Raw genomic sequence first — 16,889 nt, 5'->3', positions numbered from 1 at the left:
TATATGACCATGAATAAGCTAATAGTCTCGTTATCGCCCCACGATCATGGAGCGGACACCGTGGAGCGCAACATGTGGGGAGTGATAGTGGCCCTCATGCCGGCGCTGCTCGTCTCGTTTTATTATTTTGGATTGGGCTCGGTGGTGGTCTGCCTGACCAGTGTCGCCGCCTGTATGTTTGTCGAATGGGCCATCTCCAAATATGTGATGAGACGCCCCGCCACGCTCTCTGACGGCTCGGCCATTATCACCGGACTGCTCTTGGGCATGAATCTTCCAAGCAATTTCCCAATATGGATGACACTCGTCGGCGCCCTCGTGGCCATCGGTGTGGGCAAGATGAGTTTTGGCGGATTGGGGTGCAACATCTTTAACCCCGCGTTGGTGGGCCGCTGCTTTTTGTTGGTTAGCTTCCCGGCTGAGATGACTTTGTGGCCCAAGGTGGGGCAGCTCACCCAGTATGCTGACGCCGTGACAGGGGCCACGCCTCTCAGCCTGATGAAACAGGCCATCAAGACAGGCGACGCTGGCTTGCTGGACAAGCTGCCGAGTGCGCTCGACATGTTTCTCGGAAACGTAGGCAATGGGTTGGGCGCCGGCTCGATAGGCGAGGTCAGCGCGTTGGCTTTGCTCATTGGGCTGGGCTACATGCTATGGAGGGGCATCATCACTTGGCACATACCAGTGACCATCTTGGCCACGGTGTTGGCGCTGAGCGGCGCGTTGCATTGGGCCAATCCCGTGTACGCCATGCCGTCTCAAGTGATATTTAGTGGTGGACTGATGCTGGGAGCCATCTTCATGGCTACCGACTATGTGTCGTCGCCGATGATACACCGCGGGCAAATTGTCTATGGCGTGGGCATCGGCGCGCTTACCGTGATAATCCGCAATTGGGGAAGCTATCCGGAGGGCATGTCGTTTGCCATTCTTATTATGAACGCATTTACGCCGCTCATCAATCACTATGTCAAACCAAAACATTTCGGCGAAGTGCCGGCGAAAAAATAAGGAGACAGCGTCATGGCAAAAACAAAATCATCGCTCACCAACATGGTGGTAGTGCTGGTGGGCTTCGCGTTGGCCATCGCGGCCCTGTTGGCGTGGGTGAACCACGTCACCGAGGGCCCCATCGCGGCCAAGGCCGAGAAAACACTGGCCGACGGCATCAAGAAAGTGATGGCCGCCGGCGATATCAAGGTTACAAAAACCGACACCGTGAGACAAATGGTGGGAGGCAAAGAGCGCGTGTATGTCGTTTACAGCGTGGCCGACAAGGCAGGAGGCTCGCGCGGCGCGGCAGTGGAATGCGCCACCTTGGGCTTCGGCGGCAACATGCGCGTGTTGGTGGGATTTGACAATGGTGGCAACATCTTGGGCTACTCCATCCTTGAGCATTCGGAGACACCGGGATTGGGCGCCAAGGCCCAGGCGTGGTTCCAAAAGGGAGCCAAGGGCGACATCATCGGCATGAACCCCGCCAAGGGCGCGCTCGCGGTGACGAAAGACGGAGGGCAGGTGGATGCCATTACGGCCTCCACTATCACCAGTCGCGCGTTCCTTAAGGCGGTGAACGAGGCTTACAAGGCATACGCCGCAAAGACGAATGGTCAACGCGCCGCGAACGAATAACCATATAGAAGCTTTATCATCATGAAATATCTGAATATCATCACCAATGGCTTGTTCAAGGAAAACCCTACGTTTGTCTTGATGCTCGGCATGTGCCCCACGTTAGCCACCACCACGAGTGCTATCAACGGCATGTCCATGGGATTGGCCACGATGGCCGTTTTAGTGTGCACCAACACCGTAATCTCGTGCATCAAAGGCATCACGCCAGACAAAGTGCGCATACCGGTGTTTATAGTTGTGATAGCGGCTTTTGTCACTATCTTGCAAATGTTCATGTCGGCCTACGCGCTGGAGAGCGTCAACCAGTCGTTGGGCATCTTCATTCCGCTCATCGTGGTGAATTGTATCGTTTTGGGACGGGCGGAGAGTTACGCTTGCAAGCATACGCCCATAGCGAGCCTCATGGATGGCGTGGGGGTAGGATTGGGCTTCACGTTGGGACTCACGGTGCTGGGCACGGCGCGCGAGCTTCTTGGGGCCGGCAGCGTCTTTGGCTTCGCGCTATTGCCCGAGACAACCAATATCCTGCTCTTCGTGCTGCCACCGGGCGCGTTTATCACCCTTGGCTACTTGGTGGCCATATTTAACAAGGTGAGGCCAGAGTAAGTGGGCGCATCACGTTTTTACTCATTTTAGCATCTAAACATTATGGAGTATCTCTTGATATTTATCAGCGCGATATTTGTAAACAATATCATCCTGAGTCAGTTTTTGGGCATCTGCCCATTTCTTGGTGTGTCCAAGAAGATTGACACGGCCATTGGTATGGGGGTGGCCGTGGCTTTCGTGATGACGTTGGCCACCATGGTGACGTGGCTTGTGCAGATCTATGTGCTCAACCCTTATGGCTTGCAGTACCTGCAAACGTTGGCTTTTATTCTCATTATCGCCGCTCTGGTGCAGATGGTGGAAATTATCTTGAAGAAGGTAAGCCCCGCCCTGTATCAGGCTCTCGGCATTTTCCTGCCCCTCATCACGACCAATTGCGCCGTTCTTGGCGTGGCAATCCTCGTGATACAAAAGGATTTCGACTTGGTGGAGAGCGTGGTTTACGCCTTCTCCACGGCCGTCGGTTTCGCCTTGGCATTGGTTGTCTTTGCGGGCATTCGTGAGCAGTTGGAGATGGTGAACATCCCGAAGGGCATGCGTGGCATGCCTTTGGTGCTGCTCACGGCGGGCCTGTTGTCATTGGCGTTCATGGGCTTCTCGGGCGTGGACGGTGGCCTGCGCGCGCTGTTGGGGCTGAACACTTAGGTTGTAATAAGCGGCAAGCCCGTCTGTATATTTTCTTCCCCGCGACGCTACATGGCAGGATGGCGCTCGAAAGTGCCATGAGAGCGTGTCCGCGTAAGTTTTTTTTAAGAACGACAGAGTGCCGGATGAGATCGTGGCGCGTAATGACCGTGGCGGTTAGAACGCATAAGAGCTTTCCTCATTCTGGCAGGCCGCGTAACATTTGAGGGAGGGCATGGAAGATGCCCGGGCGGAATCGTTCCTCATGGGGCGACGGGAAGACTGTCGCGCGCGTCAGCCGGTGGCGTCCGGCCGGGTGAGTTGGTATTGGCCTAAATATTTCCTATACCCTAAAGAAAGTATGTGGATAGAGAACGCCAAGGCAAGGTTTGCCTTTGCGTTGATGTGTTTTTTTTGTATTTTTTTTTAAAATTAAACACGAAAATATTGATTAATAGAACTACCTTTGTAACCTAAATTTCAATGCGTGGCCCATTCCGGCGCTGGCAATGGGATAATGTCGCGAGAAATAAAAAACAAGTCATCTCTACTTGACCAATTGTTGATGGTGGGGATATGTCATTGGATAACAAACTCTTATAACAAACAAATGTAAATAAAATGAAAATAAACAGATGGTTTAGCCCCACTATATGGGGTATTGCGCTTGCCACGACGGTGAGCGTTCCCACCTTAGGCAAGATAGTGACAGCGGACAGGGCGACAAGCATCGCGCGCCAATATGTCGATGTAAGCGAAGCGTCGCGCCGCGAGGCAATGCGCGCCACGAGGGCTTCGCGTGTCGCGCCACCTTATTATATATATAACGACAGTCGGGGACGGGGCTTCGTGGTTGTGGCTGGAGACGATGGCATGGGGCAGGTGCTGGGCTACTCTCATGCCGGAACACTTGACACGCTGCGCGCGAGTCAAGAGCTTAAGTTTCTGCTTGGTGCGTATCGCGACGCTTTTCTGCAATTGCAAAGACAGCCCGCCACAAGGGCAATTGTTGGCACTACGCCCCCAAACCGTAAGGCCGTTGCCCCTATGCTTGCGACGGCATGGAGCCAAGACGACCCCTACAATCGTCTTACGGGCTACGATTACACTGGATGCGTGGCCACGGCCGTGGCTCAAATCATGCGATATCACCGATGGCCGGAGCAAGGTCGGGGCAGCAACTCGTACAAAGTGCTCTATGACAACCGCGAGATGAGGGTGGATTTCAGCCAGTCGGTGTACCAATGGGACAAGATGCTGCCCAAGTACGATACGTATTCCGCCAGGCGCAACACCGTGTGCTGCAATGCCGTGGCTCTTCTTATGCGAGACGTCGGCGTGGCGGTGAACATGCAGTACACCCCGTCGGCAAGCGGCGCGCATACTTTCATGGCCGCCAAGGCGCTAAAGAAGTACTTTGATTATTCCACCTCCATGCTCAGCAAGTCTGACGAGGGAACGGCAGCTTTCGTCCAAATCTTGCGCAAGGAGATGGAGAATGGTTTTCCCGTGTACATAAGCGGAAACGCGATGCTGGGTGGAAACGGTCACGCATGGGTAGTGGATGGCGTGGACAAGGACAACCTGTTCCACATGAACTTTGGCTGGGGGGGCGGCGGTGATGGCTACTTCTCCATCTCGGCGCTGAACCTCTCCACCACAGGACGGGAGTTCGGGGGCAAACCACTCACGTTCAACAAGCAGTTACAGATAGTCTTGGTGCATCCCAACAAGCCAAACAGCGCGCCCATTGACACCGAGCTTGCTGACGACGCGCCCAATCTGTGCTTTTACTCGGAGGGAGGCATTTCGGTCGATGGCAACTTGCCTGCTGGCAAACAGCGGTCCATCACGGTCAGTTACCACCATTTCAAGAACCAAGCTGGCAGGCCGTTCGCTGGCGATATTGGCTTGGCTGTTTACAATGAGCGGAATGAACAGGTAGACGTGGTGCCATCGGCGTGGCACGACAAAGGCGGCTACACGGCGGAACGCTGCAAGTACAATGGCGGAGTGTTGGGGCCAGACCAATTGATAGAGGACATTTGCACGTTTAAGGTTGACCTTGCCAACCTTGCCGATAATGGGCGTTACTATCTGCTGCCCGTGTGTGCCAATATCAAAGAAAATGGCGGCTATGGGGCCTGGTGCAGGATGAAGACATCGCCACGCATCGCCTTCGACTTCAAAGGTGGCAATGTGCGTGTGTACGAGAAGCCCGACGACAACGCTCCTTTTGCGTTGGCAGCCCACCCATATACGCTCAAACCGTGCGTGCCCAGCGGAAATGCCACGCTGTGCTTGACGATACGAAAGCTCACCGGCACGCCATTCGATGGCGTGGTGAGGGTGTCACTCGTGGACGATGACGGGCGTGTCGTGGCCTCGGGGCAGACGCCCGGAGCCGTTGACTTTGATATGTTCGCCGAGACGGAGACGAGGGTGGACATGCGCTTGCCGGACAATTTGCAGCCTAAGGATTACAAATTGAAAGTGGAGGTCGTCAAACAAAATGCCAATAACATCGTTGCCACGGTGGGCATGGTGCATGGTGACGAGCCTTCCATGCTGCGAGTGGTGACGCCCAAGCCCGGGGACAGACTCTTTACTCGGCTGCTGGGAATGGTGAAAGACAACAGTGAATCGTCCATGCCGTCCATGAACGTGGACTTAACTGACAATCCGTTGCTTAGGATAGGAGTGGCGATGACGCTCGCACCCCAAGCTTCTTACAATGGAAAACTGACGCTTTGCTTGATAGATACGCAAAATCAACGACGCATATCCTTGGGCAGCGGCGCCCAACGGCAATACAAACTAATTGGAGGGGCCGAGGAAACATTCCTTACAGGGTGGCTGAAAACCCGGGATGATTTGCCTGTTATCAACAACCGCACGTACAGATTAGCGTTGATGGGCGAGGTAGACGGGGAGGAGCGAGACCTTTGGAACGATAACAACGCACCTTTCTTTTTGTCGTTTGTTAATGGACGGCACGACGTTTATCCAGGCGGCCCAACAGGCATGGACCAAGCAAAAAGCAAACTTAGCGTGGTGCGAGACAATGGTTGGATTTGCGCGCAAGGCGAAGACTTGGCTTGCGTACAGGTGTTCGCGCTCAATGGTACATTGTTGGCGTCCGTCAATGCCATGGGGCAGCGCATGGTCAAATTGCGTATACCCACCACGCAAATGGTCGTTGTCAAGGTTAGAACCGCACTTGGTGGAACTTTTGTAAGGAAGATGCGATAAATTAGGGAATGTCTATTTTTTGAGAGTCATTCCTTTGTAAAATTACAATAGGCGTTCAATCATGAACGCTATATTGCTTTAGCAGTGGGTGGTCCGTGAGCGGTTGGGGATGGTGAACATCCCGAGGGGCATGCGTGGCATGCCTTTGGAGCTGCTCACGGCGTGCCTGTTGGCGTTGGCGTTCATGCGTTTCTCGGGTGTGGACGGTGGGCTGCGCGCCCTGTTGGGGCTGAACTGATATTTTAAGTTATAATTATTGATAATAGTGGTGCGCATTGATGTTTTTTTGTTAACTTTGTGAACATATTAATAACTAATGTACAACAAGTTAAGTTAAGATGAAACAAACAATTCTCGTAACCGGTGGTACTGGCTTTATAGGGTCGCACACCACAGTAGAACTGCAACAGGCTGGTTACCAAGTAGTAATCATTGATAATTTGTCAAATTCCAAAATAGAGGTGCTTGATGGCATAGAGCAAATAACGGGCGTGCGCCCAGCCTTTGAGAAGGTGGACCTTCGGGACATGGAAGCCACCGAGGAAGTGTTTCGAAAATATCCCAACATTGAGGGAATTATCCATTTCGCGGCGAGTAAGGCGGTAGGCGAGAGCGTTCAAAAACCACTGCTCTACTATCGCAATAACATCGTGTCGCTCATCAATCTCTTGGAACTCATGCCCAAATATGACGTGAAAGGCATCATATTCTCATCGAGTTGTACCGTGTATGGGCAACCCAAACCCGAGAACTTGCCTGTCACCGAGGACGCCCCCCACCAAAAGGCGACCTCGCCCTATGGCAACACCAAGGAGATAAACGAGCAGATTATACACGACTATATACACAGTGGGGCCAGCATAAAGAGCGTGGTACTGAGATATTTCAATCCGATAGGCGCCCACCCGTCGGGCCTTATCGGCGAGCTTCCCAATGGAGTGCCGGCCAACTTGATACCTTTTGTTACGCAAACCGCCATGGGAATACGCAAGCAACTGACCATTTTCGGCAATGATTACGATACGCCTGATGGCACGTGTATACGCGATTATATCTATGTGGTGGATTTGGCCAAGGCGCATGTGGCTGCCATGACCCGGGTGCTTGATACCGACAGCGACGCGTTGGAGTACTTCAATATTGGCACAGGCAACGGAAACTCCACGCTCGAGATAGTGGAAACTTTCGAGAAAGCCACCGGCGTGAAGGTAAATTGGAAGTACGGGCCACGCCGCGAGGGCGACATAGAGAAGATTTGGGGAGACTGTACCAAGGCGAACAAGGTGCTCGGGTGGAAGGCCGAAGCTCCTTTGGATGAGGTGCTGCGCACCGCTTGGACATGGCAAAAGAAACTACGTGAGGATGGTATCATGTAGCATGCTTATAGGCCGCGCCATGAGTGGAGCCCCGCGAAACTAACTTACACTAAGATATTTGAGTGTAAGGGTGTGGCGTGACATATGAAATTGCGGCTCGTATGGGCCATTAACGACAACGGTCGACCTCATGGTCGACCGTTGTCGTTAATGTGGTGGCATGCGCTTTTCCGCTTAAATCTTGGTGATAATGCCTTTGTCGCTGCCGCTAAGAAAGTTGATTATGTTTTGGATTTCCTTGCCATCGGGCACCTGCTCGTTGATTTGCGTGATCGAATCGTATAGGCTGTTTTGGCTGTGAAACACCAATCGGTAGGCGTTTGCCACATGCTTTTGCACCTTGGGACTGATGCCCCACCTCTCCATCATCATGGTGTTGGTTCCACCATAGTTTACAGGCTTGCCGCCTGCGATGATATAAGGAGGAATGTCCTTGTAAAAAGTGGTGCCCGCCTGTATCATGACGAGATCGCCAACATGAGTGCCTGCGCTCTCTATGACTGACGAGGCGAAAACCACGCCGTTGCCAATCACGCAGTCGCCGGCTATTTTTGTGCCGTAGCCAAAGACGTTATGGTCGCCCACTTGTGTGTCATGGCTTATGTGCGCGCCCTCCATCAAGAAGTTGTCATCGCCGATAACGGTCTCTCCGCTGGCGTGGATGGAGCGGTTTATAACCACGTTTTCACGGAAAATATTGTTGTCGCCGATGATAAGATGGGTTTTCTCGCCAGTGTAGCGAAAATCTTGTGGCTCAGCTCCAAGCACCGTGCATTGGTGTACCTTGTTGTTATTGCCCATCCTCGTGCCGTTGAGAACGCTGACAAATGGAAACACCACGCAGTCGTCTCCAATCTCGACGTCGTCCTCGATGTAAGCGAATGGGTATATTTCGCAACGTTTCCCAATCTTGGCATTGGGCGAAACCACGGCTTGTGGACTAATTTCTTTTGACATGTTGATGATGTTTTAAGAGTCTCGACAGATGCTTCATGATAGAGAGGCGGATGTGTTCTCTTGCAAGTTGGGTGTCTGGCGATGGCTCATGATATATTTCGTGAAGAGTTGTACCATAATCGTCTTGGTGAGCTTCTCGGTAGGCTCGCGCCTTAATGAAGGCGTTGCAGATGCGCCGCCGATGCCTTGAGGCTATCGCGTGCCACCTCCGAGCGCTTGGTAGAGATTGACAACGGCTTGCATTTTATGGAAGTCGTCGGTCACCTTGGAGAGTTGGGCGTTGAGCAATTTGCTCTCCGCGGTGATAACTTCAAGGTATGTGCTGCCTGCCATATCGAGCAACATGTGAGTGTGTTCCACGTTTTTCTTGAGCACTTCTATTTGTTTTTGCTCAATGTCGCTTTTTTCTTGCGAGGTATTGTAGAGCACCAAGGCATTGCTAACCTCGGCTCCCGCTTTGAAGATGCTGTTCTGCCAAGTGTTGTATGCCTGCTGGTATTTGGCCTCGGCCACTCGCAGGCCCGCCGTGAGCCTGCCGTTCATGAAGATGGGTTGGGTGAGCGAGGCCACGGCGGAGAGTAGCCATTGCCCTGGGTTGACCATGCCTTTGCCATTGCTGAAACCACCCATGGCATTGATAGTTATGTTTGGATAGAACATGGAGCGAGCTTTTTCCACGTTATAGAAGCATGTGGCGAGCGCCATTTCATTGGCGTGAATGTCTGGCCTGTTGCGCAAAAGTTGGATACCTACGCCAGTGGAGAAGTGCCCTGGCAGGCTTTGGTCGGCCAGTTTGCCGCGTGGCACGAATTGTGCCGGCTCTCCCAACAGCAGGCTAAGTGAGTTTTCCATCTCTCGCAGTTGGCGTTTCAAGTCAGCCTTTCTGGTCAGCACGGAGTAATAATTTGCTTCGGCAGCCTGCACGGCCGTGGAGCGATAGCCCATGCGCCCGTTCTTCATGGCCTCCATTTGCTTCCATGTTTTTTGCGTCAACATTTCCATTTCTTGCACCAATTCCATCTGCCTGTCAAGCATGAGCAGCGTGTAATACAAGTTGGCAACGCCCGAGACCAAGGAGGTCTTGACGCTCAACTGGTAGTCTTCCATCTGTATGAGTGATGTCTGGGCGGCTCGTTTGGCCGCTGTCAAGCCGCCAAAGAGCGACACGTTCCAACTTGCCGCCACCGTGAGGTCGTATGATTGGACAGTCTTTTCGTTAAAATGACTGACTGTTCCCTGTGGCGTGAAGGCGAATTGCGGCAAAAAAGCCAATTTGGCGGCTTTGATTTGGGCCTTGGCCATCTCGATGTTCAATGCGGCGTTAAGCAAGTTTGGGTTATTGTCCAATGCCTTTTGGATGAGCGTTTGCAGCTGCGAATCGGTAAAAACATCTCGCCAAGCCCAATGGCCCAAACTCAAGGTGTCGGGCGTGGCCAAGGTGTCTGCTGCCGAGAGCGTGTCTCGAAACAGGCCGTTGGCTGCGACTTGCGGTCGCTCATATCTGCCATAGAGACTCTTGCAGCCCGACAATGCCAGTGCCAAAGTGCCTACTAAGATAATGCTTCTAATTATTTTCATGCTGTTTATTTTATTAATCGCGGCTCTCGCCATGTGCCCGAATAGGGTTGATGGGAGAGCTTGGCGATGTTTTTATTCGTCATGCGAGTCGTTGCGAGCGGCCTTTTTGTTCGGTCTCGCGTATTGTCTCAATTCGGCTTGAGCCTCTTGACTTGCCTCGTCGGCGAAGACCATCGGCGTGAATTTCTCTTGTAGCCATTGGAAAGTGACAAACAATGTTGGCACCACGAATATCTGCAAGAACGTGCCGATGAGCATGCCGCCCACGGCTGCGGCGCCAAGTGTCTGGTTGCCGTTTTTGCCAACGCCCGAGGCAAACATCAACGGCATCAAGCCGATAATCATGGCCAGCGAGGTCATCAGGATGGGGCGGAGGCGCGCGGCTGCGCCAAGAATGGCCGCGTAGCGCAGGCCCATGCCTGTCTTGCGGCGCTCAAGAGCGAACTGCACGATGAGGATGGCATTCTTGGCAAGCAGTCCGATGAGCATGATCAGCGATATTTGCATGTATATATCGTTGGAGTGTCCAAACAGATTGGTAAAGGCGAACGCTCCGGCAAGGCCGAATGGCACCGACAACAGCACCGACAGCGGTAGCAAATAACTCTCGTATTGCGCGCTCAATATGAGATACACAAACACGAAACACAGCGCGAAGATGATGGCTGTGGAGTTTGATGACTCCGCCTCGGAGCGTGTCAGTCCCGAAAATTCGTATCCGTAGCCAGTGGGCAACACCTCTTTTGCCACTTCCTCGCACGCTTTCAGGGCGTCGCCAGAGGTGCCCGACGGTGTGATATTGAGGTTGATAGCCGTGAAAAGGTTGAACCGACTGATGTTTGACGGACCGTAAACGCGTTTCAATGTGACAAACTCTGATACCGGGGCCATGCTGCCCGAGGCCAATCTTACATAGATGTTGCTCAGCCCCTCCGGCCTCATCCTGCTTTCCACGGTTCCTTGTATCATCACTCGATACAGCTTGCCGTAAGCATTGAAGTTGGACGCATACATGCCGCCGTAATAGCCTTGCAACGTGGAGAGCACTGCGGCTGGCGACGTTCCAGCCTGCTTGCACTTGGCCACGTCGACGTCGACCATGTATTGTGGATAGTTGGGATTGTAGGATGTCATGGCACTTTGTATCTCGTTGCGTTTGTTCAGCTCTTCAAGATATGTTTGCGCCACCTCGAAAAACTTGTTCAAGTCGCCTCCCGTCTTGTCTTGCAGAGACATCGAGACAGCGTTGCTGGCCGCGAAACCGGGTATCATCGGTGGTCCAAAGGCTATGATTCTCGCGTCCTTGATAGCCGCCGTCTGCTTGTATATCATGCCCAACACCATGTTGGCGTCCATCGGGTTCATGAACAGTTGTGCCACGCCTTTGCCCGTTATCACGCCCCATAGTCGGGCGAGGACATTTTTCGGCGACCTCTCCTCAAAGCTCTTGAGCTTGATGACAAATGTGGCTTGGTCAGAACCTTGCCCAGCTATGAAGTTGAAACCGGTAATAGCCTCCCTGCGTTTGATGGCTGGGTTTGAGGCGAGCATGCTGTCCACTTGGTCCACAATCTGCTGCGTGCGAGCCTGACTGGTGCCCGGCGCGGCCGAGACGGTCACGAACAGGGTGCCCACATCCTCGTTTGGCACCAGTCCGGTGCTGGTGGTCGCCATGCCCACGACGAGCGCCACGATGCCTACCGCCACCGCAATGCCTGTTATAACGCGGTGTTTGAGCATATAGGTCACGCCCTTCTTGTATTTGTGTGTGGCCTTGTCGAACACGCGGTTGAAACCATGATGAAATCGGTCTATGAACGTAGCGTTCTTTTCATTCGTTTCCTCTTCGTGCGGTTTAAGGAATATGGCGCATAGGGCCGGCGACAAAGTCAGGGCGTTCACCGCGGATATGATGATGGCCACGGCCATGGTTACGCCAAACTCGCGGTAGAAGGTGCCCGATGTGCCGCCCATGAACGATACGGGCACGAACACGGCCGACATGACCAAGGTGATGGAGATGATGGCTCCCGAAATCTCGTTCATGGCATCGATGGCAGCCGTCAATGCGTTGTCGTAGCCTTGGTCGAGCTTTGCGTGCACCGCCTCGACCACCACGATGGCATCGTCCACCACGATGGCGATGGCCAAAAGTAGCGCGGACAGCGTGAGCAGGTTGATGGAAAAACCGAATATCCACAAGAACAGGAACGTTCCTACCAATGCCACGGGCACGGCGATCATCGGGATAAGCGTTGAGCGGAAATCTTGGAGAAACACATATACCACCAAGAATACCAATACCAGCGTGAGCGCCAACGTGAACACCACCTCTTCTATGGAGGCGAACAGAAATTCCGTCACGTCTTGCTCAATGGTGTAGATCATGCCCGGCGGCATGGTTTCTTGCGCTTGCGCCAAAGCCTTTTTTACGTCGGTGGCTATCTGTGTGGCATTAGAGCCGGCCACTTGCTGTACCATGCCCATGGCGGCTGGGCGGCCATTGCTCTTCATGTTCACGTTGTACATCAGGCTGCCAAGCTCCACTTTCGCCACGTCCTTAAGGTAAAGCGTCTGCCCGGCGGTGTTGCTGCTGAGGATGATGTTCTCAAACTCGCGCGCATCAGACAGTCGTCCTTTGTAGCGCAGCGTGTACTCAAAGGCCATGTCGCTTTTCTCGCCGAACGCACCCGGGGCCGCCTCGATGTTCTGCTCGGCCAAGGCGCGGGTGATGTCAGCGGGCACCAAGCCGTATTGTTTCATCTTCTCCGGTTGCAACCATACACGCATGGAGTAGGTTTCGGTCGAGAAGCTCCGCACGTCGCCCACGCCTTTTATGCGTTTGAGGAGTGGCGTGACGTTGATCTCGGCGTAGTTGGTGAGAAACTTGCTGTCGTAGCGACCGTCTTCGGTCGTTATGGAGAAAATTATCACGTTTGAGGTCTGCCGTTTAGATACCGTCACGCCTACGCGGTTCACCTCGGCCGGCAGCAGCGACTGTGCTTGCGCCACGCGGTTTTGCACGTTCACGGCGGCCATGTCGGCGTTTGTGCCTTGCTTAAAGAATATGGTGATCTGTGCCATGCCCGAGTTGGTGGCCGACGATGTCATGTAGGTCATGTTCTCCACGCCGTTGATACTCTCTTCGAGTGGCGTCACCACGGCGTTCATCACGGTCTTGGCGTCGGCTCCTTGGTATACCGTCCATACGGAGATGGTGGGTGGGGCTATGTCTGGATACTGCTCCACGGGAAGCGATATAAGCCCAATGACACCTAACAACACGAAGAAAATGGATATCACCGTGGACAGCACCGGGCGTTTTATGAATTTTGAAAAAGTCATGTATACATTGTTTTATAGATTAAAGGCATCCCCACGGTGGGGGTCGCGCCCATCCTATTTATCTTTCATGGCCTTGATAAACGAGTTCGCGTCGGCTTGCGAGGCGCCCATTTTCTCGGCTTTTTCTATTTTTTTCATGTATTGGGCCTCTGAGATAGGTTTTATCTCCATGCCATCTGTCAGCTTGGTTATACCCTTGCTCACGTATCGATCGCCGGGGCGCAATCCCTCGGTCACGATATAGTTCTTGCCGTCATTCTGTGGGTTCACTTTTATCTCTGTGTATCTCACCTTGTTATCCTTGCCCACAAGATACACGAACACTTTGTCTTGTATGTGCGATGTCACTTCTTGCGGAATGACGATGGCGGCGCTGTTGGTTCTCGGCACGATGATTTGTCCGGCTCCGCCGCTCTTGAGCAACCGCTCCGGATTGGGGAAATGTGCGATGATCGAGTAGGAGCCTGTGGCCGGGTCTATCACGCCGCTCATCTTCACCACCTTGCCCGGATGGCTGTATATCGTTCCGTCGGCCAATCGCAGTTTCACCGTTGGCATCTCGGCGATGGCGGTGGCTGCGCTCCCGGCGTTCCTCGCGAGTGCCAGGATCTCGCTCTCGCTCATGGAGAAGAACGCTTCCATGGTGGCGTTGTTAGACACGGTCGTTAGCGCGTTAGAGGCGCTCACGAGTGTTCCCGCCTTGAAAGGCAGGCTTCCCACAATGCCGTTCGCGGGCGCTTTTACCGTGCACCAGCTTAACGTTTCTCTTGCCGAGGCCAACGCGGCTTGTGCCTGCTCGACCGCCGCTCGCGCCGTGAAGTAATTGTTTTGCGAGGTTGTCAGCTCGTATTGCCCAATGATTTGCTGGTCGAACAGTTTCTTGTTGTTGTCATAGGTCACGCGAGCCGTGTTGGCTCTCGTCTTGGCTGTGTTTACGGCGGCTTGCGCTTGGCGCACGGCGGCACTATAAGTCTCGCTGTCTATTACAAACATCGTTTGCCCAGCTCTCACCAACTGCCCCTCGTGCACGAGCACCTTGGTGATAAAGCCGGCTATCTTGGGCCTCACGTCCACATCTTGTATACCTCGAATGGTGGCTGGATAGGTGTTTTGCAGGCCGGCGCTTTGGGTGCCGACCGTTCGCACCGCGAACTCGTTGTCTCCCATTTTGGGCATGCCTTGCCGTCCCTTGCCTCCACATGAAAGAAGTGTCGCGGCCGTGGCTGCCACGAATAAACATTGCTTAATCTTCATACCTGTTATTTTTTTATGTTGGTTTTCGTTGGCGAGACAATGCCATTTGATGGCAATGGCAAAAAACTTAAAATTGATTTTTCAGTTTTTATCACATGCGAATTTAAGGAATATCAATGAAAGCTCATTGATATTCCCCATTCTTTTAACAAGAGTTTTTGATTTTTAACAAAGTCCCATTTCTTGGGCTTTCTTCATTAATAGGCGCATCAATGGCTCTCGCTCGTTGGGCACTTTGTTGTCCAGCACGGCGTCCTTGAGGGTTTGTTTGAGGGTGCCGACCTCTCTTGAGGGTTTCAGGTGGAACATCTCCATGATCTCGTTGCCATCTATGCAAGGCTGCAACGCGCGCTTGTAGTCCTTCTCTTGCAAGTCGGTTATTTTCTCTCTCACCAACCTGAAGTTTTCCAAGAATCGTTGTTTTTTCACCCTGTTCTTGCTGGTGATGTCTGCCTCGCATAGCATCATCAGGTCGTCCACGTCGTTGTCGGCGTCGTTCACCAATCGTCGCACGGCGCTGTCGGTCACCTCCTCGTCGGCGATGGCGATGGGTCTCATGTGCAGGTCCACCATTTTTTTGACGTATTTCATTTTGCCGTCCAAGGGCAATTTCAGTCGTTTAAAAATGGTCGGCACCATTTTTGCGCCCACGTAGTTGTGATTGTGAAACGTCCATCCGTTCTGGTTGTCCCACCGTTTGGTCTTGGCTTTTCCAATATCGTGCAGCAGTGATGCCCAGCGCAGCCACAATTTGTGCTCGTTGAGCAGGTCGATCTCTTTTTGGCATAGCTCTGCCTCTTCGCTTTTGCGGTCGAGAGCTTTTAGCTCTTGGCGGAGTTTTTCCATGCGTTTATTTTGCGCGGCGCACAAATTATCAAGCACCTCAAGCGTGTGATAGAAGTTGTTTTTATGCGTGCGCCCCTCGCGTGTCTCCACCTTGTCGAGCGCAGTCAGTTCTGGCATGACGATGTCGAGAAGGCCACAGCGGTGCAAATCCACGAAGCCTCTGCTGGGACAGTCGGTCATCATTATTTTGTTGAGTTCCTCTTGTATGCGCTCTCCGCTGATAATCTTGATACGGTCAGCGTTTCGCGTCAGCGCGTCGAAGGTCTCGTCTTCGATAAAGAAGCGCAGTTGAGTGGCAAATCTCACGCACCTCAGCATGCGCAGTGGGTCGTCCGAGAATGTGATGTCGGGGTCCATTGGCGTGCGTATCACGCCTTCTTCCATGTCTTGCAGACCGTCAAAGGGGTCTACCAATTGCCCGAAGCGGTCTCGGTTGAGGCACACGGCCAAGGCGTTGATAGTGAAATCGCGGCGGTTCTGGTCGTCCTCAAGTGTGCCGTCCTCCACGTGGGGCTTGCGGCTGTCGTGGCTGTAGCTTTCTTTGCGTGCCCCCACGAACTCCACTTCCAGGCCGTGCCATTTCACTTGTGCGGTGCCAAAGTTGCGAAAGACGCTGAGTCGCGCCTTTCCGCCCAAAATCTCTTTGAGCCGCTTGGCCACCTCGATGCCGCTGCCCACCACCACCACATCTATGTCGTTGGAGGGTCGCTCAAGAAACAAGTCGCGCACATAGCCGCCTACCACATAACATTCTTGGCCTATGCTGTCAGCCGCTTCGGATATCTTGTGAAATATGTTTTTATCTAATAATGTCGCTAAATCGCTGTCGCTGAGATGTCGCATGTTTGTCTATGTTGTAATGTATCTGTTGTCTTGGCGCCCGTTTGCTCTGTAATTTGGAATGGGTGCGTGTCTGAGTTTACGCAAGCCGATGACATGCAAAGTTACAAAAAAGATTGCATTTATGGTGCCTTGGCTCGTTGCTTTTCATTAACTTTGTGCGCATGAACAGATATATAGCACTTGTTTTCACGTTTGTTTGCGTCGTTTCTTGCCAACCATCGGCCGATGACAAGGCCGTGTCTCAGATGCGATTGATAGACTCGTTGTATCAAAACCATGACTATGAGGCCACGCTGCGTGCCATAGCCAACTTGCGCGCCAGCCACCCCAAGGCGGTGAAATCGCGTCGGCGAGCGTTGAAAATATGGCAAGACGCGTCGCTCAAGATAGCGCAAGCCGACATCGCTCGCACCGACTCGGCTTTGCAAGCTACCAAGAGGGCATTCGAGAGCGAGCATGATATTGGTCGGCGCAATCGTCTGGGCGTGAGGGTCGACTCGCTACAGGTGCGTTACGACGCGCTGTGTGGCACCGTGCGCGTCATACACAGGCGGCAAAAAGAGTGACGTG

General features: G+C 53.1%; 12 protein-coding genes and 1 pseudogene. 8 read left to right on the top strand and 5 right to left on the bottom strand.

The features are described from left to right. The first annotated feature begins 9 nt into the window (after positions 1 to 9). The 7 genes and pseudogenes from HMPREF1640_RS01185 (at position 10) to galE (ending at position 7,496) form a co-directional block, all read left to right on the top strand. The gene (locus HMPREF1640_RS01185) at positions 10 to 1,011 is read left to right on the top strand and encodes an RnfABCDGE type electron transport complex subunit D (RefSeq protein ID WP_036891813.1); all 1,002 of its coding nucleotides are present in this window, start codon (positions 10 to 12) and stop codon (positions 1,009 to 1,011) included. 12 nt (positions 1,012 to 1,023) lie between these two features. Next, on the top strand, positions 1,024 to 1,632 hold the full coding sequence (locus HMPREF1640_RS01180) for an RnfABCDGE type electron transport complex subunit G (RefSeq protein ID WP_036891649.1): 609 nt from the start codon (positions 1,024 to 1,026) through the stop codon (positions 1,630 to 1,632). A gap of 21 nt (positions 1,633 to 1,653) precedes the next feature. Then, complete coding sequence (rsxE, locus tag HMPREF1640_RS01175) at positions 1,654 to 2,241, top strand: electron transport complex subunit RsxE (RefSeq protein ID WP_036891648.1); 588 nt, start codon at positions 1,654 to 1,656, stop codon at positions 2,239 to 2,241. Positions 2,242 to 2,283: 42 nt separating this feature from the next. After that, on the top strand, positions 2,284 to 2,889 hold the full coding sequence (gene rsxA, locus HMPREF1640_RS01170) for an electron transport complex subunit RsxA (protein WP_036891645.1): 606 nt from the start codon (positions 2,284 to 2,286) through the stop codon (positions 2,887 to 2,889). Positions 2,890 to 3,489: 600 nt separating this feature from the next. After that, positions 3,490 to 6,120, top strand: coding sequence for a C10 family peptidase (locus tag HMPREF1640_RS01165; RefSeq protein WP_036891643.1), 2,631 nt, complete (start codon positions 3,490 to 3,492; stop codon positions 6,118 to 6,120). 91 nt (positions 6,121 to 6,211) lie between these two features. Beyond that, positions 6,212 to 6,358 (top strand): annotated as a pseudogene (locus HMPREF1640_RS13600) (electron transport complex subunit RsxA); the annotation flags it as partial. Positions 6,359 to 6,458: 100 nt separating this feature from the next. Beyond that, on the top strand, positions 6,459 to 7,496 hold the full coding sequence (galE, locus tag HMPREF1640_RS01160; protein WP_036891642.1) for a UDP-glucose 4-epimerase GalE: 1,038 nt from the start codon (positions 6,459 to 6,461) through the stop codon (positions 7,494 to 7,496). Positions 7,497 to 7,670: 174 nt separating this feature from the next. Here the strand turns inward: galE and lpxA are convergent, their stop codons facing one another. The 5 genes from lpxA to HMPREF1640_RS01135 all read right to left on the bottom strand — a co-directional run bounded on the left by lpxA (position 7,671) and on the right by HMPREF1640_RS01135 (position 16,319). Beyond that, positions 7,671 to 8,453: an acyl-ACP--UDP-N-acetylglucosamine O-acyltransferase gene (gene lpxA, locus HMPREF1640_RS01155; protein ID WP_036891641.1), complete on the bottom strand. Its 783-nt coding sequence runs from the start codon at positions 8,451 to 8,453 to the stop codon at positions 7,671 to 7,673. Between the two features lie 192 nt (positions 8,454 to 8,645). Then, positions 8,646 to 10,031, bottom strand: a complete 1,386-nt coding sequence (locus HMPREF1640_RS01150; protein WP_036891640.1) for an efflux transporter outer membrane subunit — start codon at positions 10,029 to 10,031, stop codon at positions 8,646 to 8,648. 72 nt (positions 10,032 to 10,103) lie between these two features. Further along, positions 10,104 to 13,376, bottom strand: a complete 3,273-nt coding sequence (locus tag HMPREF1640_RS01145; RefSeq protein ID WP_036891639.1) for an efflux RND transporter permease subunit — start codon at positions 13,374 to 13,376, stop codon at positions 10,104 to 10,106. 54 nt (positions 13,377 to 13,430) lie between these two features. Further along, a complete protein-coding gene (locus HMPREF1640_RS01140) occupies positions 13,431 to 14,630 on the bottom strand; it encodes an efflux RND transporter periplasmic adaptor subunit (RefSeq protein ID WP_036891638.1) in 1,200 nt (399 codons plus the stop codon). A gap of 165 nt (positions 14,631 to 14,795) precedes the next feature. Beyond that, entirely contained in the window at positions 14,796 to 16,319 is a 1,524-nt protein-coding gene (locus HMPREF1640_RS01135) for a CCA tRNA nucleotidyltransferase (protein ID WP_036891637.1), read from the bottom strand. A gap of 161 nt (positions 16,320 to 16,480) precedes the next feature. Here HMPREF1640_RS01135 and HMPREF1640_RS01130 point away from each other — a divergent pair, with 161 nt between their 5' ends. Continuing rightward, entirely contained in the window at positions 16,481 to 16,885 is a 405-nt protein-coding gene (locus HMPREF1640_RS01130) for a hypothetical protein (protein ID WP_036891635.1), read from the top strand. The last annotated feature ends 4 nt before the right edge of the window (positions 16,886 to 16,889 follow it).

Source organism: Prevotella sp. S7-1-8 (assembly GCF_000758925.1).
GTDB lineage: Bacteria > Bacteroidota > Bacteroidia > Bacteroidales > Bacteroidaceae > Prevotella.
The sequence above is the reverse complement of the archived record's forward strand: the minus strand, read 5'-3'. Positions and strand labels throughout refer to the sequence as shown.

What these genes read in the sequence shown, in the direction of transcription:
- rsxE (WP_036891648.1), top strand. Translation starts at nt 1,654, where the DNA reads ATGAAATATCTGAATATCATCACCAATGGCTTGTTCAAGGAAAACCCT.
- HMPREF1640_RS01150 (WP_036891640.1), bottom strand. Translation starts at nt 10,031, where the DNA reads ATGAAAATAATTAGAAGCATTATCTTAGTAGGCACTTTGGCACTGGCA.
- rsxA (WP_036891645.1), top strand. Translation starts at nt 2,284, where the DNA reads ATGGAGTATCTCTTGATATTTATCAGCGCGATATTTGTAAACAATATC.
- HMPREF1640_RS01165 (WP_036891643.1), top strand. Translation starts at nt 3,490, where the DNA reads ATGAAAATAAACAGATGGTTTAGCCCCACTATATGGGGTATTGCGCTT.
- HMPREF1640_RS01140 (WP_036891638.1), bottom strand. Translation starts at nt 14,630, where the DNA reads ATGAAGATTAAGCAATGTTTATTCGTGGCAGCCACGGCCGCGACACTT.
- HMPREF1640_RS01135 (WP_036891637.1), bottom strand. Translation starts at nt 16,319, where the DNA reads ATGCGACATCTCAGCGACAGCGATTTAGCGACATTATTAGATAAAAAC.
- HMPREF1640_RS01145 (WP_036891639.1), bottom strand. Translation starts at nt 13,376, where the DNA reads ATGACTTTTTCAAAATTCATAAAACGCCCGGTGCTGTCCACGGTGATA.
- galE (WP_036891642.1), top strand. Translation starts at nt 6,459, where the DNA reads ATGAAACAAACAATTCTCGTAACCGGTGGTACTGGCTTTATAGGGTCG.
- HMPREF1640_RS01185 (WP_036891813.1), top strand. Translation starts at nt 10, where the DNA reads ATGAATAAGCTAATAGTCTCGTTATCGCCCCACGATCATGGAGCGGAC.
- lpxA (WP_036891641.1), bottom strand. Translation starts at nt 8,453, where the DNA reads ATGTCAAAAGAAATTAGTCCACAAGCCGTGGTTTCGCCCAATGCCAAG.
- HMPREF1640_RS01180 (WP_036891649.1), top strand. Translation starts at nt 1,024, where the DNA reads ATGGCAAAAACAAAATCATCGCTCACCAACATGGTGGTAGTGCTGGTG.
- HMPREF1640_RS01130 (WP_036891635.1), top strand. Translation starts at nt 16,481, where the DNA reads ATGAACAGATATATAGCACTTGTTTTCACGTTTGTTTGCGTCGTTTCT.